Source organism: Rhizobium sp. RHZ01, assembly GCF_014851595.1.
Classification (GTDB): Bacteria; Pseudomonadota; Alphaproteobacteria; order Rhizobiales; family Rhizobiaceae; genus Rhizobium; species Rhizobium altiplani.
Window position 1 is genome coordinate 42036 of record NZ_JACUZZ010000018.1, and the last position, 18933, is coordinate 60968.

The 18933-nt window shown below is 60.4% G+C and carries 21 protein-coding genes; 16 read left to right on the plus strand and 5 right to left on the minus strand.

The features are described 5' to 3' along the window. Positions 1–15 precede the first annotated feature (15 nt). Positions 16–1632, plus strand: coding sequence for a citramalate synthase (gene cimA / locus IB248_RS18860; protein WP_018857398.1), 1617 nt, complete (start codon positions 16–18; stop codon positions 1630–1632). A gap of 3 nt (positions 1633–1635) precedes the next feature. Here cimA and IB248_RS18865 read toward each other — a convergent pair whose 3' ends face one another. Then, positions 1636–2502, minus strand: coding sequence for an rRNA adenine N-6-methyltransferase family protein (locus IB248_RS18865; RefSeq protein WP_169681084.1), 867 nt, complete (start codon positions 2500–2502; stop codon positions 1636–1638). Positions 2503–2607: 105 nt separating this feature from the next. On the opposite strand from IB248_RS18865, the gene rarD reads away from it, so the two are divergent. Continuing rightward, the gene (gene rarD / locus IB248_RS18870) at positions 2608–3522 is read left to right on the plus strand and encodes an EamA family transporter RarD (RefSeq protein ID WP_025659843.1); all 915 of its coding nucleotides are present in this window, start codon (positions 2608–2610) and stop codon (positions 3520–3522) included. Between the two features lie 9 nt (positions 3523–3531). Here rarD and IB248_RS18875 read toward each other — a convergent pair whose 3' ends face one another. Continuing rightward, on the minus strand, positions 3532–4158 hold the full coding sequence (locus tag IB248_RS18875) for a TIGR00730 family Rossman fold protein (RefSeq protein ID WP_026371809.1): 627 nt from the start codon (positions 4156–4158) through the stop codon (positions 3532–3534). 155 nt (positions 4159–4313) lie between these two features. Here IB248_RS18875 and IB248_RS18880 point away from each other — a divergent pair, with 155 nt between their 5' ends. The 6 genes from IB248_RS18880 (at position 4314) to IB248_RS18905 (ending at position 12378) form a co-directional block, all read left to right on the plus strand. Continuing rightward, a complete protein-coding gene (locus IB248_RS18880) occupies positions 4314–6266 on the plus strand; it encodes a LysM peptidoglycan-binding domain-containing protein (protein ID WP_169681086.1) in 1953 nt (650 codons plus the stop codon). Positions 6267–6469: 203 nt separating this feature from the next. Beyond that, positions 6470–8347 carry an ABC transporter ATP-binding protein/permease gene (locus IB248_RS18885; protein ID WP_192241506.1) on the plus strand — a complete coding sequence of 626 codons (1878 nt, stop codon included), beginning with the start codon at positions 6470–6472 and terminating at the stop codon, positions 8345–8347. 241 nt (positions 8348–8588) lie between these two features. Beyond that, on the plus strand, positions 8589–9287 hold the full coding sequence (locus tag IB248_RS18890) for a phosphatidylserine decarboxylase (protein ID WP_025659847.1): 699 nt from the start codon (positions 8589–8591) through the stop codon (positions 9285–9287). Positions 9288–9300: 13 nt separating this feature from the next. After that, positions 9301–10149, plus strand: a complete 849-nt coding sequence (pssA, locus tag IB248_RS18895; protein WP_018857405.1) for a CDP-diacylglycerol--serine O-phosphatidyltransferase — start codon at positions 9301–9303, stop codon at positions 10147–10149. Between the two features lie 162 nt (positions 10150–10311). Beyond that, positions 10312–10452 carry a hypothetical protein gene (locus IB248_RS18900; protein ID WP_007531226.1) on the plus strand — a complete coding sequence of 47 codons (141 nt, stop codon included), beginning with the start codon at positions 10312–10314 and terminating at the stop codon, positions 10450–10452. A gap of 153 nt (positions 10453–10605) precedes the next feature. Next, the gene (locus IB248_RS18905) at positions 10606–12378 is read left to right on the plus strand and encodes an adenylate/guanylate cyclase domain-containing protein (protein WP_192241507.1); all 1773 of its coding nucleotides are present in this window, start codon (positions 10606–10608) and stop codon (positions 12376–12378) included. Here IB248_RS18905 and IB248_RS18910 read toward each other — a convergent pair. The 3 genes from IB248_RS18910 to IB248_RS18920 are packed head-to-tail and all read right to left on the minus strand — an operon-like array spanning position 12375 to position 14168. After that, complete coding sequence (locus IB248_RS18910) at positions 12375–12998, minus strand: LysE/ArgO family amino acid transporter (RefSeq protein WP_113470698.1); 624 nt, start codon at positions 12996–12998, stop codon at positions 12375–12377. The two genes, IB248_RS18905 and IB248_RS18910, sit on opposite strands and share 4 nt — an antisense overlap. Before the next feature lie 38 nt (positions 12999–13036). Next, a complete protein-coding gene (locus tag IB248_RS18915; protein WP_192241508.1) occupies positions 13037–13801 on the minus strand; it encodes an SOS response-associated peptidase in 765 nt (254 codons plus the stop codon). Between the two features lie 46 nt (positions 13802–13847). Beyond that, on the minus strand, positions 13848–14168 hold the full coding sequence (locus IB248_RS18920) for a YnfA family protein (RefSeq protein WP_169681092.1): 321 nt from the start codon (positions 14166–14168) through the stop codon (positions 13848–13850). An 88-nt stretch (positions 14169–14256) separates the two neighbouring features. Here IB248_RS18920 and IB248_RS18925 point away from each other — a divergent pair, with 88 nt between their 5' ends. The 8 genes from IB248_RS18925 to IB248_RS18960 all read left to right on the plus strand — a co-directional run bounded on the left by IB248_RS18925 (position 14257) and on the right by IB248_RS18960 (position 18929). After that, positions 14257–14676 carry an NUDIX domain-containing protein gene (locus IB248_RS18925; protein WP_169681093.1) on the plus strand — a complete coding sequence of 140 codons (420 nt, stop codon included), beginning with the start codon at positions 14257–14259 and terminating at the stop codon, positions 14674–14676. Between the two features lie 60 nt (positions 14677–14736). Continuing rightward, complete coding sequence (locus IB248_RS18930; RefSeq protein ID WP_026371811.1) at positions 14737–15168, plus strand: TIGR02301 family protein; 432 nt, start codon at positions 14737–14739, stop codon at positions 15166–15168. A 100-nt stretch (positions 15169–15268) separates the two neighbouring features. Then, positions 15269–15526, plus strand: coding sequence for a hypothetical protein (locus IB248_RS18935; protein WP_018857413.1), 258 nt, complete (start codon positions 15269–15271; stop codon positions 15524–15526). 17 nt (positions 15527–15543) lie between these two features. Continuing rightward, positions 15544–16290, plus strand: a complete 747-nt coding sequence (locus IB248_RS18940; protein WP_169681095.1) for a hypothetical protein — start codon at positions 15544–15546, stop codon at positions 16288–16290. Between the two features lie 61 nt (positions 16291–16351). Beyond that, positions 16352–17185 (plus strand): folate-binding protein YgfZ, encoded by an 834-nt coding sequence (locus IB248_RS18945; protein ID WP_169681096.1) that lies wholly within the window; start codon positions 16352–16354, stop codon positions 17183–17185. Further along, positions 17182–17787, plus strand: a complete 606-nt coding sequence (locus IB248_RS18950) for an HD family hydrolase (protein ID WP_169681098.1) — start codon at positions 17182–17184, stop codon at positions 17785–17787. Before IB248_RS18945 ends, IB248_RS18950 begins: the two co-directional genes overlap by 4 nt. Further along, on the plus strand, positions 17784–18350 hold the full coding sequence (locus tag IB248_RS18955) for a tyrosine phosphatase family protein (RefSeq protein WP_192241509.1): 567 nt from the start codon (positions 17784–17786) through the stop codon (positions 18348–18350). Before IB248_RS18950 ends, IB248_RS18955 begins: the two co-directional genes overlap by 4 nt. Positions 18351–18353: 3 nt before the next feature. Beyond that, the gene (locus IB248_RS18960; protein WP_192241510.1) at positions 18354–18929 is read left to right on the plus strand and encodes a hypothetical protein; all 576 of its coding nucleotides are present in this window, start codon (positions 18354–18356) and stop codon (positions 18927–18929) included. Positions 18930–18933: the final 4 nt, after the last annotated feature.

The following is an 18933-nucleotide window of genomic DNA, read 5'->3' on the forward strand; positions in this document are numbered from 1 at the left end:
GACAGGACGACCATCATGACACGCGAAAAGATCTACCTCTTCGACACGACGCTCCGCGACGGGCAGCAGACGCCCGGCATCGACTTCTCCGTCGAGGACAAGATTGCGATCGCGAGCATGCTGGATGAGTTCGGCCTTGATTATGTCGAAGGCGGATATCCCGGCGCCAATCCGACGGACTCCGCCTTCTTCAGCGAGAAGCGCACGACACGGGCCCGCTTCGTCGCCTTCGGAATGACGAAGCGAGCCGGCATCTCGGCCTCAAATGATCCGGGCCTCGCAGCCCTCCTGCAGGCTGAGAGCGACGCGATCTGTTTCGTTGCCAAGAGCTGGGACTACCATGTGAAGGTCGCGCTCGGCTGCACCAACGAGGAAAATCTCGAAAGCATCGCCGAGAGCGTCAAGACCGCCGTTGCCGCCGGTAAGGAGGCAATGGTCGACTGCGAACATTTCTTCGACGGCTACAAGGCAAACCCCGCCTATGCCATCGCCTGTGCAAAGACGGCCTATGACTCCGGCGCGCGCTGGGTCGTTCTCTGCGACACCAACGGCGGCACGCAGCCGCCGGAAATCCGCGCGATCGTCGAGGCGCTGATCGTGGCGGGCGTTCCCGGGCACTGTCTCGGGATCCATGCGCATAACGATACCGGTCAGGCGGTGGCCAATTCGCTCGCAGCCGTGGAGGCAGGCGTTCGCCAGATCCAGGGCACCTTGAACGGGATCGGCGAGCGCTGCGGCAATGCCAATCTCGTGACGCTGATCCCGACACTGGCGCTGAAGGAAACCTATTCCCATCGCTTCGAGACGGCGATCGACAGTGAACGGCTGACCAACCTGACGCGCCTGTCGCATGCATTTGACGAACTTCTGAACCGCTCGCCGGACCACCAGATGCCCTATGTCGGCGCTTCGGCCTTCGCGACCAAGGCCGGCATCCATGCCTCCGCGCTGCTCAAGGATCCCCGCACCTACGAGCACGTGACGCCTGATAGCGTCGGCAATTTCCGCAAGGTCATGGTCTCCGACCAGGGCGGCAAGGCGAATTTCATCAACGCTTTGAAGCGCCGCGGCATCGAGGTCGGCAAGGATGATCCGAAACTCGACCGCCTGATTGCGCTGGTCAAGGAGCGGGAGGCTTCCGGTTACGCCTACGAGGGCGCCGACGCGAGCTTCGAACTATTGGCGCGCCGCACCCTCGGAACCATCCCGGAATTCTTCTCGATCGAGGGCTTCCGCGTCATGGTTGAGCGCCGCTTCGATTCCCATGGCCGCGTGAAGATCGTCTCGGAAGCGGTCGTGAAGATCGTCATCGAGGGGCAGACGATCATGTCGGTTGCCGAAGGCGACGGCCCGGTCAACGCGCTCGACCTCGCGCTGCGCAAGGATTTCGGGAAGTATCAGCATGAGATCGACGATCTGGTGCTGGCCGACTTCAAGGTGCGTATTCTCAATGGCGGCACCGAGGCCATCACCCGCGTTCTCATCGAATCCACCGATAGCGACGGCGTGCGCTGGTGGACGGTCGGCGTGTCCGAGAACATCATCGATGCGTCGTTCCAAGCGCTTGTTGACTCGGTCATCTACAAGCTGATGAAGAACCGGCAATTGGCGGGCAAGATCGCGGCGGAGTAGCCGTCAGCGGCTGTAGACAAGGCCCCAATCCTTCTCCGAATACCATTCGTCGCCCTGTCGCTCGGTTTTCCAGCGCAGGGCGCAAACATGTTGCATCCCGCCGCGGCCGAACGAGGCTTCAAGCCGTCTGTAGCTGTCAAATCCGCCGGATACGGCCTCCGCCCAAACGAAAGCCACCGGGCACAGAAACTCCACCGCGTAAGCATCGTCTTCACGGCGAAAAAGGAAAAAGCCGGCATAGGAAGCCAATCCCGTCGGCCCCGTGGCATCGACGTCGGGAACGCCGAGCGGAAAGATTAGCCGACCACCGATCGACAGGTGCTCCACCCAGGGATCGGCGGGACGGTGAACCGCAAAATTGACGTAGACGGCATTGGTCAGTTCGCGTGGCCACTCCACCCCGTTGCCATGGACGACCTTCACATTTGGATAGTCCCGAAGATTGGCCTCAGCGCGCGCCGCCAGTTCCCCGTCGAACTCCACGGCAATCACGCAACCCTCGGCGCCAACGAGCAGGGACATGATCGCTGTATAATAGCCGCTGCCGGCGCCCACATGACAGACCATGTCGCCGCGCCGGAGCGCCAGCTTGTGTATTCCCCGGGCGTGTAGGCTCGGGCTGCCGTTGTTGACGTGCCGCTTGTGCTGAAGCGCAAACAACGCATCCTGATAGACGACGGAGGCATCGCCCGAGGGAACATCGACGTAGCCGTACCAACCTGCCATCCTCCACGGTGGCGGCCCCAGAAAGCGCTCGCGCGGGACAGTCGCGTAGGCCTGCAACAACGCATCGTCGTCCTGAATGCCTTCCTTCGTAAGCACCCGTGATGCATATGCTCTGCGACACTGCGCAAGAGCTTCGTCGTCCATATCCTTCACCATCGCGATGGCCGGCAATATTCACCGAAATGAATTGGCCTATTCACGTCCGTTAAGTTAAGCGGCTCATAACGAGAACAAATATGGAAACACTCGATGTCTGCTAATGCAAGCGCCGCGATTGCCAAAAACGAAGACAGTCCCCGTGGCTTCGCCTTTGCGCTGGTAGCCTATCTTCTGTGGGGTTTCCTACCGATCTACATGAAGGCCGTCGCTCATATCTCGCCGGCCGAGGTCATTGCTCATCGAATTCTCTGGTCCTTGCCCCTGGCAGGTCTGGTGCTCATCGTTCTCGGCCGCACCCAGGATATCCGGATAGCCCTGCGGTCACCGCGGATGCTGGCCATGGCAGCGCTCACGGCAGCGCTGATCACCGTCAACTGGGGTACCTATGTCTGGGCGATCGGCGCCGGCCATTCGCTCGATGCGGCGCTCGGCTATTTCATCAACCCGCTATTCAGCATCCTACTCGGCTCCGTGCTATTGAAGGAGCGGCTGCACCCCATTCAGATCGGAGCGATTGCGTTGGCTGGACTTGCAGTCGTCGTGCTGGCGCTCGATAGCGGCGGTGTTCCATGGGTGTCGCTGACGCTGACGATTTCCTGGGGGCTTTACGCTCTGTTTCGCAAGACGTTGCCGCTCGGCCCGAACCAGGGTTTCTTTCTCGAAGTGCTGATCCTCAGCATCCCGGCGTTTTTCTACATTCTCTATCTCGAACTCGGCAGCGGGGAAGGACACTTCTTTCGCACCGGCGGGGCCGATACGGCCCTGCTGCTCGGTTGCGGCGTCGTTACCGCCGTACCGCTGATGATCTACGCCAACGGCGCCAAGCTGCTGCGGCTTTCGACCATCGGCATCATGCAATACATCGCGCCGACGATGATCTTCCTGATTGCGATCTTCGTGTTCCACGAACCTCTCGGCACCGCACGCATGATCGCCTTCCCACTGATCTGGGCGGGACTCTTCCTCTACAGCTGGGCGATGATCAAAGGGAACCGGGAGCGCTAACTCCCGGCCCTACATCTTCGAAATAACGGCGTCCTCGCCGTCACTGTCGACCGAAGCAATTTCAGCCGCCTGCGCCATGATGCCAGGGATGATCTCGGATATGTCGTCGATGACGAGCGGCTGAACGCGATGGGCGGTGTGGACGAAGCCTTCGTCCGTCATGTGGCGCATGAGCTCCATCATCGGGTCCCAGAAGCCGTTGACGTTGGCAAAGACCATCGGCTTCTCGTGACGGCCGAGCTGCGCCCAGGTCATGATCTCGACGATTTCTTCGAGCGTGCCGATGCCGCCCGGCAGCGCGACGAACGCATCAGAGCGCTCGAACATCGCATGTTTGCGGGTATGCATGTTAGGCGTTACAATCAGTTCATTGAGCTGGCCGAGGGAATGGCGAGTAGCCTCCATGTCGATCAGGAACTCGGGAATGATCCCGGTCACCTGGCCCCCGTTCGAAAGCACGCCGCTCGCCACAGCCCCCATGATGCCCTTGGTGCCTCCGCCATAGACGAGGCGCAGGCCGTAGTCCGCGATTTCCTTACCCAGCGCACGGCCGGCCGCCATATGGCGAGGATCGCTGCCCGGTCGCGAGCCGCAGTAAACACAAATGGAGCGAATGGAATGAGATTGATCTGTCATAGGGGCAAACAACTATTCTCTCTGTCTCCAGTCAAGAAAAATGACGGAAAAGCTGCGTCGTACTATTGCCTTACCGCTTTGACTGCTTGTGCAAAGCAGCGGGAATCGCTAGCAATTTTAGTAAGTCCGGCAAGATTGCCGCCTGGGGAGACGTGATGATGAGAAACCGTGCCGGCTTGCTGGCCCTTGCAGTGCTTGTAATCGCAATTCTATTGATGGTCTTTTTTGTCATGCCCCGCATCGGCGGAGACGCCGCCAAAGTTGGTGATGCAATTAACCAGGCCGGCTCCGAAGTAAAGAAAACAGTCACCGAAACCGCCAAGACATCGCGCCCTTCAGTTCCCGACGATGCAGAGACCACGCAGAAAGTCGGTCGGCTTGCTTCGGAGGCGGGCCAATCCATCTCCGAACTTAAGGCGCTCTTTGCAGACGGCAAGGGTCCGACACAGGAAGTTTTCGAGACAGCCAAGTCGAAGGCGACGACCTCACTGCAGGCACTTGCGGACTTTGCGATTCCTGATGGCACGAACCCGGTCACGGCTGCCGCCGCCACCAAGGCAAAAGACGATGCAGCCAAGGCGCTGACGATCGTCAAGGCGCTACCGGAGAATATTGCCGATGCGGCAACGGCGATCGCAAAAGCCGAAGCGGCGCTGACAGGCTCACCGGAGCCGGCCAGCGAACCGTCGGTCGCGGCCTCGCCTGCGGAAAACACCAACAAGCTCCCCACTTTCGACGTGCTGCGCGTAGAACCGGATGGCTCTACGGTCATCGCCGGTTCGGCAGTACCGAACAGCAAGCTTGAAATCCTGGATGGGGACAAGGTCGTAGCGACGACGGACGTCGGCCCGACTGGCGATTTCGTTGCGGTGCTCGATAATCCGCTCTCCGCCGGCGACCACCAGCTCGTCCTGCGAGCCACCGGCAAGGATGGCAAAGCTTCGACATCGGAAGAAGTTGCGACCGTATCCGTTCCCACGGATGGCAAGAACTCCGAACTGCTGGCGATGGTCTCCAAGCCGGGCACCGCCAGCCGCGTCATAACCGCGCCCAAGCCGGATACTCAGGTCGCCTCCAATGGCAGTACTGCTCCGAGTTCGTCGGATGCCGCGAGCGCGCCGGCTGGTGCAGGTCCGACGACGGCTAACGATGTCATGGTCAGCGCCGTCGAGATCGAAGGCGACAAGATCTTTGTCGCAGGCATGGCGAAGGCCTCGGCGAACGTCGTCGCCTATGCCGACGACCAGCTGATCGGCAAGGCGAAGGCCGGTCCCGACGGTCATTTTGTTGTCGATGGCGTGATGCCGCTTTCGGTCGGCGATCACAAGATTCGCGTCGATGTTCTCAATGACGCCGGTAAGGTCGCCGTTCGCGCGTCGGTGAATTTCAACCGCCCGGAAGGAAATCAGGTCACTGTTGCCGCGCAGAGCGTGAAGCCTAACGGCGGAAGCGCGGCGGGGACCGTGCCACTGGATGAAAGTACGCTCGGAAAGCTGAAGAATGATGCCGCCAAGGCCTTCTCCCTGCTCAACGGGCTCTTCGCCGACGGCAAGATACCGGGAGTGGAAGAGCTCGCGGCTGCCCGCTCTGCCACCGAGTTCGCCCTGCGTGCCATCGTGGAATTCCGCACCGCGGCCGATGCCACAGCCGACGTCAGGCAGCAGGCTTCGACCACAGCCCAGGCCGCAGCCGATGCCCTGAGCATGCTGCAGGCTCTGCCAAAGGATGCGAAATCCGTCGGCGATGCGCTGGGCAAGCTCGGCGCCGGCATCGCCCAGCTGACCGCTCCTTCCACTGCACCGGCCGCGCCGAATGCACCTGCGACCAACGAGATCGCTGGAGACCAGGGCGGTCCGACGACGATCGAGCAGGCGCCGCTCGCACCGAGCAACGAGACGGTCATTATCCGCCGCGGCGATACGCTCTGGCAGATATCGCGGCGCGTCTATGGTGCGGGCGTTCGCTACACGACGATCTATGTCGCCAACGAGGACAAGATCACAAACCCGGACCGCATCTTGCCGGGACAGATCTTCGGCCTTCCCAAGGATGCCCTGCCGAACGCGGAAGAGCTTCACCGCAAGCGGCTGTCGGGCGAACACCTCTAAGGCGATCCCATCTTGATAGAGCGGCCGGACGGATATCACGTCCGGCCGCTCTTTTCCTGCGGCACCCATTTGTTGTATTGGTCCCGCCAACCCCTGTGTGGCGGTGACGACGATCATGTCCGGCGAGCCTCTTTCGGCATTTCCGCGGCTCCCAAATTTGTCGGCAACGCAGCGCCATCAGCGCCTTTCGGCGGGAGATTCGCATGGCAAACGACAAGACAGTCTCTGATTCCAACCTCCTGCGGACGCTGTTCAATCTGTGGCCCTACATGTGGCCAACAGGTCGCCCGGATCTCAAGATGCGGGTCGTCTGGGCTTCGGTTTACCTCCTCGTTTCCAAGTTCGTACTGCTGCTCGTCCCCTATTTCTTCAAGTGGTCGACCGATGCGCTGAACGGGAAGATGGACCTCGCCGGCAAGCTGCCGGACCTGCTTGTCGGCGCGACGGCGTTGGTCATTGCCTACAACCTCACCCGCCTCATCCAGCTCGGTCTGAACCAGTTGCGCGACGCGCTCTTTGCCAGCGTCGGGCAGCATGCTGTCCGGCAATTGGCCTACAAGACCTTCGTGCACATGCATGAACTGTCGTTGCGCTTTCATCTCGAACGCAAGACGGGTGGACTTTCGCGTGTCATCGAGCGTGGCACCAAAGGGATCGAGACCATCGTGCGGTTTACGATCCTCAACTCCGTGCCGACGATGATCGAATTTTTGCTGACGGCCATCATCTTCTGGTGGGGCTACGGCTTTTCCTATCTCGCCGTCACCGCGTTCACCGTCTGGGCCTATATCTGGTTCACGATCCGCGCCAGCGACTGGCGCATCGCGATCCGCCGGGCGATGAACGACAGCGATACCGACGCCAATACCAAGGCTATCGACTCCCTCCTCAACTTCGAGACGGTCAAGTATTTCGGCAACGAGGAGATGGAGGCCCGGCGCTTCGACAGGTCGATGGAACGCTACGAGAAGGCGGCCACGGATGTCTGGACCTCGCTCGGCTGGCTCAACTTCGGCCAGGGCGTGATTTTTGGCCTGGGCACGACGGTGATGCTCATCCTGTCGGCCCTTGCCGTCCAACGTGGCGAGCAGACGGTCGGCGACTTCGTCTTCGTCAACGCCATGCTGCTGCAGCTTTCCGTTCCCTTGAACTTCATCGGCTTTGTCTATCGTGAAATTCGCCAGGGGTTGACGGATATCGAGCAGATGTTCGATCTCCTCGAAGTCAAGGCTGAAGTGATGGATGCGCCCGAGGCGGCGCCTTTGGATATCAGGCAAGGTGCCATCTCCTTCAAGGATGTGCACTTTTCCTATGACCCTGCCCGTCCGATCCTAAAAGGTATCTCCTTCGAAGTGCCTGCGGGCAAGACGGTCGCCGTGGTTGGTCCGTCGGGCGCCGGTAAATCGACCTTGTCGCGCTTGCTCTATCGTTTCTATGACATTCAAAGCGGTTCGGTCTCGGTCGATGGCCAGGACATCCGGACAGTGACCCAGAAGAGCCTGCGATCGGTCATCGGGATGGTCCCGCAAGACACCGTCCTTTTCAACGATACGGTTGCCTACAACATCCGCTACGGGCGTCCATCGGCTACTGATGCAGAGGTCAAGGCAGCAGCCGAGATCGCCCAGATCGCTCACTTCATCGATCTGTTGCCCGAGGGCTTTGATACCAAGGTTGGCGAGCGTGGCCTGAAACTCTCCGGCGGTGAGAAACAGCGCGTTGCGATCGCCCGAACGGTCCTAAAGGCGCCGCCGATTCTGATCCTCGACGAGGCAACATCGGCCCTCGACACCACCACCGAGCGCGATATCCAGACCGCACTCGATGTCGTATCCAAGAACCGCACAACGCTCGTCATCGCCCACCGGCTGTCAACGGTTATCGGCGCGGACGAAATCATCGTTCTGAAAAGCGGCGAGATTGCTGAACGCGGCACCCACACCGCACTTCTCCAGAAAAATGGCCTATATGCCTCGATGTGGAACCGCCAGCGCGAGGCCACGCAGGCCGAAGAGCATCTGAAGCAGGTCCGCGAGAGCGATGACATGGGGGTTGTGAACAGGCTTGCTCCGGCGAGCTAGCCTGAATGGACGGCATTTGAGCTGCTTTGCTGTTCAGAAGCCCGTCATAGATGTGTGGTCAAGGAGCCGCAGCATTGCCCCAGCTGCGGTTTCCCTGTAACCAGCGATGAGAAAAGAGCGTCAAAGCACAACGCGATCTTTCAGATTCGCTTGTTGCGCTTTAGTTCTTTGTTTTCACGCATGTCTTTGGCCCGAAACCGGTTGCCGCTTTTGGGAGACATGCTTTAGGAGCGCGGCATAAATGAGCTTGTTCAATACGGTACGCAACACGATCGTTCCGGTGCACAAGGAAGGTTATCCCTTCATCGCCGCCTTCTTCGTCGCCTCGCTCATTCTGGGCTGGATCTTCAAGCCGCTGTTCTGGATCGGGCTGATCCTGACGCTGTGGTGCGCCTATTTCTTCCGTGATCCCGAGAGAATGACGCCGCAGGATGACGATCTCGTCATCTCGCCGGCCGATGGCAAAGTGTCGTCGGTCCAGATGGTCGTACCGCCCGCCGAACTGAATCTCGGCAGCGAGCCGATGCTGCGGATCTCGGTGTTCATGAACGTCTTCAACTGCCATGTGAACCGCTCCCCGGTGCGCGGGCGGATCGTCAGCGTCAACTACCGGTCGGGCAGCTTCGTGAATGCCGAACTCGACAAGGCAAGCGAAGACAACGAACGCAACGGTCTTGTCATCGAAACCTCGCACGGCCAGATCGGGGTCGTTCAGATCGCCGGCCTCGTTGCTCGGCGTATCCTTTGCTGGGCCAATACCGGCGAGCCTCTGGATGCCGGCGAACGCTTCGGCCTGATTCGCTTCGGTTCGCGCCTTGATGTATTTCTCCCGGCCGGCGCAGCGCCCCGGGTGACGCTCGGCCAGACGGCAATTGCCGGAGAAACCGTGCTGGCCGAATTCGGCTCCACCAAGGGCCCGGTCGTCAGCCGTCGAAGCTAGACTGGAGCGCGACATGGAAACGCCCTTCCCGCCTTTCGAGCCCAACGGTCCGCCTGACGATTCGGGCCGCGGACCACGGCTTCGCGAGATCCCGCTTCGCCTTATCATTCCCAATCTCATCACGATCCTGGCGATCTGTGCCGGCCTCACCGGCATCCGCCTTGCATTCGAGAACCGGTACGAGCTTGCGGTCGGCATGGTGCTTCTCGCCGCATTCCTCGATGGGATCGACGGCCGCGTTGCCCGCCTGATGAAGGCGACGTCGAAGTTCGGCGCGCAGATGGATTCGCTGGCTGATATCGTGAATTTCGGCGTCGCGCCCGCGCTTGTCGTCTATGTCTTTGCACTGGATCAGGCCCGCTCCATCGGCTGGATCGCCGCCCTGATCTACTCCATTGCGGCGGGCCTTCGTCTGGCTCGCTTCAACGTCATGGCCGAGCGCGAGAACAAGGCAACCTGGCAGTCGGAGTATTTCGTCGGCGTGCCCGCGCCAGCCGGCGCAATGCTGGTGCTGCTCCCTGTCTATCTCGGCTTCCTTGGGCTGACGACCGATCGCACTTTCGCTTATTTTTCATCCGTTTATACGGTTCTGATCGCGTTCCTGCTCATTAGCCGCCTTCCTGTCTGGTCGGGCAAGTCCGAGGGCAGCAGGCTGCGGCGTGATCTGGTGCTGCCGGTCATGCTCGGGGTCGTTCTCTACGTGGCGCTACTGTCGAGCTTCACATGGGAAGTCATGGTCGTGACCGCCGTCATCTACCTGCTGACGTTGCCGTTCGGCGCGCGCAAGTGGAAGCGGAAATACGGCACGCTGACCATCGAGGAACCGGGTGTCGGCGAGGACGATATCGGCCGTCACATCTGACATTTTTCAACTCTCCTTTGCCGAAGAATGCCTGACTCAAGCCTCGCGAAATATGCATCGGATACACAATTCCTGATAAGCGGCGCCTCGATTTTGTCGCTATTACACGCAAAAGAGCAATAAATATAAGAGTCTAGGGACAGCACACGTGAGGAGAGTATTGTGACCCCGAAGAAGACAAGCGTCGAACAGCCGGCGAAGTCCGACCTCAGCGCCAACTACCGCCCGCTCGGCCTGAAGGCCGTTCTTGCGGCCGCCCTGATGCTCAAGAGCAAGCCACCGCTCGTCAAGAAGATTGCCTAGGGCGAGGCAAATGCCGCGCTGTCGATGGGACCGACAGCGCCAAGACCAGGCTCTTGCCTCCATGCTTCATTGAAAATCCAACGCGCGTCCTTATCCCGCGCGACGTGGTTGAACCGAACTGCTAGGATGTCCATAGGCCAGTTCGGAGGCGATATGACCGACGTCCAGACAAATCGCAAGCTCAGTGCGATCCTTGTCGCTGATGTCGTTGGCTATTCGCGGATGATGGCAAAGGATGAGGCAGGCACGCTTGCCGCGTTGAAGCATCACCGGCTGTCTGTCTTCAATCCTGAGGTCGAGAATCACAACGGCCGCGTCATCAAGCTTGTTGGCGACGGCGCTCTCGTCGAGTTTGGCAGCGCCGTTGATGCGGTCAAGTTCGCGCTTTCGGTGCAACGCACCGCCGCCGCTTCGGGCAACGACGCCTCCCATCCAGGAATCACGCTGCGCATCGGGATCAATCTCGGCGATGTCGTTATCGATGGTGACGATATTTATGGTGACGGCGTAAACATTGCCGCGCGTCTGGAACCGCTGGCGGAACCCGGCGGTGTCTGCATCGCATCGAGCGTCAGGGAGAACATCGTAGGCCGCGTCGACGCGGAATTCGAGGACGGTGGCGACGTCCAACTCAGGAACATCGATCGGCCAGTCCGGATCTGGAAATGGCAGCCGGACGCTCACCCAAGCCCTACCAGTGCTCTCTTGCAAAAGGCAAAAGACAACCTCCGGCCGTCGCTGGCCGTGCTTCGCTTCCAGAATATGAGCGGCGATGTCCAGCAGGAGTATTTCGCCGATGGCGTTGTCGAAGACATGATCACGGCGCTCAGTCGTTTCCGCTCCTTCGCGGTGATCGCCCGCAACTCCTCCTTTATCTACAAGGGCCGCGCGATCGATGTGCGCCAGGTCGCTCGCGAGCTTGGCGTACGCTACGTGCTGGAAGGCAGCGTGCGGCGCGCCGGTAACCGCTTGCGCATTACCGCACAGCTCGTCGAAGGCGCGACCGGTGCGCACCTGTGGGCAGAGCACTACGATGGCTCTGCGGAAGAAATTTTTGATTTCCAGGATCGCATCACTGAGAGCGTCGTCTCGATTGTTGAGCCCCAGATCAAGTCTGCCGAGATCGCGCTTTCACGAAGGGAGCGGCCAGAGAGCATTGAAGCCTATGATTTCTACCTTCAGACCATGGGAAGCTTCTACTCCGACATGCCAGAGCGGAACGACGCCTCCCTCGCCCTGATCAACAAGGCAATCGCCCTCGAGCCTAACAACGCGACCTATCTTGCGACGGCAGTCGGGTTGCTCATGCAACGCGGCACTCTGGGCTGGAAGCTGCCGGGGGTCGAGGATCAGCGAGCACTCTGCGAGAACTACATCGAGCGGGCGCTTGTGCATGGCCACGGCGACGCGTCCGTCGTGGGGATCTGCGGCAATACTCTGATGCAGTACCTGAAGCAGTACGATCGAGGTTTCGAGTTGGTCTGCCAGGCCGTTGCCTTCAACCCCAACAACCTCGACGTCGTCAATTATGCGGGCGTCGCGAACCTCCATTGCGGCAGTCTCGATGAGGCCGTCACATATTTCCTGCGCGCCGAACGACTGAGTCCAAACAGCCTTGGTGCTCATTGGAACCTTACCGGGCTGGCTCATGTCGAAATGGTCCGCGGGAACTATGAAGAGGCTCTGGCCTGGGGGCGCAAATCCATGGCGGCGAATGCCTATTACGGTCCGTGCTTCTGGATGATGATTGCGGCCAATGCAAAACTCGGACGCATGGACGAAGCGCGGCGGCACCTTGCGGGTCTGCTTGCATTCTCGCCCGGCGTCACAGTCGCCCGCATCCGCGCCGGCCAAGCCGCCAAGAACCCTAACCGGATCGAACCGATCCTCACAGGGTTGGCGCTCGCCGGCATGCCGGAAGCCTAGGCCGGGTGGAAGAAGCGGACCAGCAGACTGATCGCCAGCAGCCCCATGACAATGCCGATGATGACATCGAGAACCCGCCAGGCTGCGGGTTTTGCAAAAACCGGCTGCAACAGGCGAGCGCCGTAGCCTAGGCCGAAAAACCAGATGAACGACGCCGTCGCGGCACCGACACCGTAGGCGATGCGGTCTGCACCGCTATAGGGCGCGGACAGACTGCCAATCAGAACGACCATGTCCAGATAGACGTGCGGGTTCAGAAAGGTAAAGGCTAGGCAAGACGCGACTGCAGCCTTCAGACCCAGTGTCTGCGGAGAACCCGCCTGCATCGCGCCGGGATGGAGAGCGCGACGGAATGCCAGAACGGCATACGAACCGAGAAAAATTGCCCCACCTAGCGTCACAGCCGAGATGAGAGTCGGCGACTGGGCAACAAGCGTTCCCAGCCCGGCAACGCCGGCTGCGATCAGCACTGCATCCGATACGGCGCAGATCAGGCACAGGATGAAGACGTGTGAGCGCAGCAGGCCTTGGCGCAGAATGAACGCATTCTGTGCACCAATGGCGATAATGAGCGACGCACCAAGGAAGAAGCCGGAAAGCGCGGCAGAAATGGAGATCATGTGATTTTCCGGAAGAATTATGCGGTGGGATTATCAGCTTAGAAGAAGCTGAGCTGGCCGTCATCCGGCTTTTTCTTTTCAGGCGGCGACGGCAGCTTATCAACAGCCACCTTATCCTGGAGGTCGGACCCCATATTGGTCACTTTGTTGACCTTGTCGGAGACGGGGATCGCCTCGAAGAAATCTTCTTCGACCGGCTTCATCAAGCCGGCGACGTCCCGTGGCTCCTGTGTCTTGCAATCCAGCCAGCGCGAAAAGTCTTCCGGCTTGATGACGACGGGCATGCGGTCATGGATCCGAGCGATGGCGGCATTTGCCGCGGTCGTCAGGATCGCGCCGGTGTCGACTTCCGAACCGTCTGCGGACGACCATGTTTCCATCAGGCCGGCGAACGCCACAATGCCGCCGCGGCGCGGCCTGATCCAATAGGGCTGGGACTTCTCGCCCCTCTCCCTGCCGGGGCGATGCCATTCATAGAAGCCGGAGGCTGGCACGAGCACGCGCCGATGGCGCATCGCCGCACGAAACGACGCCTTGCCGATCGCCGTTTCGGCGCGGGCGTTGATCAACAGCGGAAATTGCTTGGGACCCTTCACCCATCCCGGCGTAAAGCCCCATCGTACGAGCACCGCGCGCCGCTCCGGGAGGTTGCTGCCTTTCTCCCGCGTTTCATCCGAAACGACGACGAGGATGGGCTGGGTCGGCGCAATGTTGTAACGCGCGGGAAAGTCCTCGAGATCCATGATCCCCAGAACTTCCTTCAACTCCTCCGGGGATATTGTCAGGGCATAACGTCCACACATTCGGATGTCTTTGCACTCCGTCCGGCGACGGTCAAGGCTAGCCGCCTCAGCCGCGCGGTGCGAGTAGGATGATTGCCGAGCCGCAAAGGCAGACGAGCGCGCCACCAATGTCCCAGCGGTCGGGCACACGGTTCTCGACGATCCACAGCCAAATCAGAGAAGCCACGATATAGATGCCGCCATAGGCAGCGAAGGTGCGGCCGGCGGCCTCACTCGGCACGAAAATGAGGAGCCATGCAAATAGCGCGAGGGACACCATACCAGGCGCCAGCCACCAGACGGGCTTTGCCATTCTCAGCCAGGCCCAGAAGGTGAAGCAGCCGGCAATCTCGAAAACAGCGGCTGCAGCATAAATGATATAAGTCACGAGGGCTCCATCGAATCGCCGCGTTCAATATCCGGCGGAACGATGGCGGCGCCAAGCACATCCCAACAGAGACCAACGCGGCAACCCCATGAGTTCCATTCCGAAGGCGGCCTCCTCAGCCATCCTCCAGCGCGGCAACCGGTTCCTCCTCGTGCTTCGGCGCAATCCGCCGGCGGCCGACATCTATGCGTTTCCGGGAGGACGGGCCGAACCGGGCGAAACGCCGGAGGAAACAGCGTTGCGCGAGTTGGAGGAGGAGACCGGCATAAAAGCTCGCAGCCCTCACCTCTTCGCGACATACGATTTGAAGACGCACGCCCCTGACGGCGCGGTCGTCAACCACTTCTTTCTTTCCGTATTTCGGGTCGAGGCCGGCGAGACGGCTATCGGCCTTGCGGCCGACGACGCCGCCGATATCGGCTGGTTCACCGTTGAGGAGATCCGCCGGTTACCCGTGCCTCAAAGCGTGCTTGAATGTGCCGAGCGCCTGGCGTCCGGCAGCGAATAAGCAGGTGGAAACTCAAGCAAGCGCCTTGTTCCCGTCACTGTCAGGGTATCAACTGTCAACATGATTCCCGTTCGACGCGCGTTCCTGTTTCTTGCATTGTGCGCAAGCGCCGCCCTACCCGCCCCTGTATGGGCACAGGGTACAACGCCGCCAGTGTTGCCAGAGCAGAGTGCGCCAAAAGCGGTCACCGTGCCATACGACGAAAAGCTATCGCGGCTTGCCGAAGTGTTGGGCTCGGTTCACTACCTGAGGACTTTGTGCAAGGCGGAAAACAGTAGCGAGTGGCGAGGGCGCATGCAGCAACTGCTTGATTCAGAAGCCAAGGACGAGCCGCAGCGCAAGGAACAGCTGACCGCGGCTTTCAATCGCGGATACCGCGCTTTCGCGTCTGTTTACACGGATTGCACGCAGGCAGCCATCGTGGCAGAAGAGCGATACCGTGCCGAAGGTGCAACACTCGCCACAGAAATAACATCAAGGTTCGGAAATTAACGGTTAATTAACCTCTTTTCACTGGCGGCCGTGTCGTTTTGGGAAAAGGCTGATAAGGTCGTTAACTAGGCAGTAAGGCATGCAGTTTGAGGAAATGACAATGGAACCAAGCCTCAATGACATCGACGACATGATCGTTCATGAGAAGACTCAGGCGGCTTTGGAGTACCATAACGAAGCCTGGGCTGATGGCATGGCAGACGGAATTGAACCCGAGATCATCGCCGATACAGCAATCATCCACGCGCTACGGGAAACTATTCGCCTCCATGGCGAGAATAGTGCCGAAGCGCTTCTGGATTCCTTGCGCGAGCGCATGCTTGCCGGCGAGTTTTCTCCGAACCGCACCCTGCAATAACGATCACAGAGAGTTTGATGCATTCCGCTAGGGACAATGCTTCGCGGCCCGCGATCGCGCCGCTTTTGCTTGCAATCGGCCTTAGCGCCAGTAGCTTTCTGACCGGGACTTCGGCCCTGGCACTCTCAGAGCTGCAGAAGACCCCAGGACAGGTTGAACAAAGCGCTCCTGGCCAAGGCGGCGACAAGCCAGCCCCCTCCCCAACCTCACCCGGCGTTCCGATGCCCGACCCGCTGGTCAATTCGCAGGCCGGCCAAAGCAACGACAAGACGCCCGGCGCCGAGGACAGCTCGAAGCCAGTCGAAGTCATCTACGATATCAGCAAGGTCCCCGAGCCCGTTCGAAAGATGCGGGAGCAGATCGTCGAGGCTGCCGCTTCGGGCGATCTCGAGCGGCTGCGCCCCCTGCTCGGCACCGGCGCCACTCAGACACAGGTGACGGTCGGAGAGCCGACGGACGACCCCATCAGCGCGCTCAAGGATCTTTCGGGCGATCCGGAGGGCGATGAGATCCTGGCGATCCTGCTTGATGTCATTTCCACCGGCTTCGTTCATGTCGGCCAGGGCACACCGGACGAAATGTTTGTCTGGCCCTATTTCGCCGAGAAGGACCTGAAGGCTCTGACTCCCCCCGAGCGAGTGGAATTGCTGCGCATCGTTACGGCCGGCGACCTGTCCGACATGCAGGAGTTCGGCGGTTATAATTTCTATCGATTGGGCATCACCCCCGGCGGCAAATGGAAGTACTTCACCGCCGGCGACTGAGGCTTGCGATCCCCTCACCGAAGACATACTTCTGAGCGATAACGAACGCGACAGGTGCGCCATGCCAGCCGTATTTCTGAAGAACCGCTCGCTTATACGGGTGAGCGGTCCGGAGGCCCAATCCTTTCTGCAGAACCTGATCACGACCGATCTTGCCGCGCTCGCAGCGGATGAAGCACGGCCGGGCGCGCTGTTGACGCCGCAGGGCAAAATCCTGTTCGATTTCATGATCTGGCAGGACGGCGATGGGTTCATCATCGATACGGACGATGATCAGCGGGATGCGCTGCTTAAGCGACTGGGGATGTACAAGCTCAGAGCCGCCGTCGACCTTTCGCCTGCCGGCGAGGGCGTCACGGTTTCTTGGGACGGCGCAAATACGGGTCCAGCCGATAGCCGCTTTGCCAAAGCTGGCGTGGCGCTCGTCCGCCAGGCGGGGCAGCACGGTGCCAATGACCGCGAAATCTATGACGCATTGCGCATCGCGAGCGGCGTTGCCGTATCCGGGCAGGACTATGCGCTGCAGGATGCCTTCCCGCACGATGTCCTGATGGACTTTAACGGCGGCCTCTCCTTCAAGAAGGGCTGCTATGTCGGCCAGGAGGTCGTCTCGCGCATGCAGCATCGCGGCACGGCGCGCCGCCGTGTCGTCACCGTGAAAGCCGAGACGGCGCTGCCGCCCTCCGGGACGGAGATCACCGCCGGGGGCAAACCGGTCGGCACGCTCGGATCGGTCGTCGGAAAAGGCGGCCTCGCGATCGTTCGCATCGACCGTGCCGGTGAGGCCATTGCGACAGCGACGCCTCTATTGGCAGGCGAGACGGCCGTCATTCTCGAACTACCCGCCTGGACAGGGCTGACGTTCCCGTCGGCGGCGGACGAGGCCAGCGCGTGACGACAAGGGCGCCGCGCGCGTGGCAGCGCATGCTCTCGGGCCGCCGGCTTGATCTGCTCGACCCCTCTCCTCTCGACGTCGAGGTGAGCGATATTGCGCATGGGCTTGCGCGCGTTGCCCGCTGGAACGGGCAGACCTCGGGAGATCACGCCTTCTCCGTCGCCCAGCATTGCCTTGTCGTGGAGGATATTTTCCGCCACCTCAACGAGGCGACAGCCGATCAGCGCCTGATGGCGCTACTGCATGATGCGCCGGAGTATGTCATCGGCGACATGATCTCGCCGTTCAAGTCGGTCGTCGGCGGCGGATACAAGGCCGTCGAAAAGCGGTTGGAAGCGGCCGTCCACCTTCGGTTTGGCCTGCCGCCCCACCCTACGCGCGAACTCAAGGAGAAGATCAAGAAGGCTGACACCATCGCTGCGTATTTCGAGGCAACTCAGCTTGCCGGGTTTACGTCCATTGAGGCAAAGAAATTCTTCGGCCAGCCGCGCGGAATCACAAAAGACATGTTGCTGATGACGCCACTGCCGGCAGTCGAGGCGCAGCGCCTGTTTTGCGAGCGCTTCGAGACAATTGAGGCCATGCGGAGCAGCAAAGCATGACTGTCATCATTGTCGCTCCGCTTGCCCGGATCGCCGAAATGGCAGTCCGGCATGGCGCCCGTGAGATGATCAGCCTGATGGCGAAGGAACAGGCTTTCCACCGGCCTGCCGTGATTCAGGCGCACCGGCATCTTCTCCTCCATATGAACGACATCGCGTTCAAGGGAACCGGTAACCTTGTCGCGCCGGATGAAACGCATGCGCGGGAGATCATCGGTTTTGCCCGCGAGTGGGATCGCGCTGCGCCACTCTTGATCCACTGTTGGATGGGCGTCTCCCGGTCGCCGGCGGCGGCCTTGATTACCGCCCTTTCCGTGTCGCCGGAGCAGGAGGATGCGGCGCTCGTTCGCCGGCTGCGCACTGCATCGCCTTTTGCCACGCCGAATGCGCGGCTGATCCAGATCGGCGATGACCTGCTCGGCCGCGGAGGGCGGCTGGTCGATGCGGTTCGAACCATCGGCCGTGGCGCGGACGCGGATGGAAACGCACCTTTCACACTGGCTTTGGACGAGCCGACGCTGGAACGTTTTGAGTCGATACCGGTTATCCCTCGAGGAGGTTGATCGATGTCGCTGCAGAACTATCGCGATACGTTTGTGCGATGCTTGGCTACACTCAGGAGCCTGACAAGCGCGCGCGACGAATATGCGTGGTTCCGGTGGCAAGCGATCTATCTCACACGTGATCGATTTTCCTACTTCTTTCGCGGCGATCTGGATGGTGTCAAAGTCCGCTTCCTCGGCCAACAGATAGATTTGACCACCGGCGCCACCAGCTCGGTTCCGATACGTTCGATTGCGCTGTACGGGGCAACATTCGGCCTGAATGAGGCAATCACTGCTTATCGCGGGCCTCAGAAGTCTGTTATCGACGTTGCGCATACCTTCAGCGAAAAAGGCGCTGCAGATTACCAGGCCGAGTTCTTCTATGTCAGGATGCGGCTGCTCTACTCGGCCGATGACAGCCGCAGGGGTTTCGGCACCGATCCCAGACTGCGTGAAAACACGAATATCATATTCGTCGGGCTGGAAGATCACGCGACGGCCGACCTGCTCGAAACAAGTCGCGTCGGGCAATGGGTCGCGACGGATAGGCCGGTTGCATCAAGCGAGTGGTATGCGGAGCGATACTACTATCACTGACCGG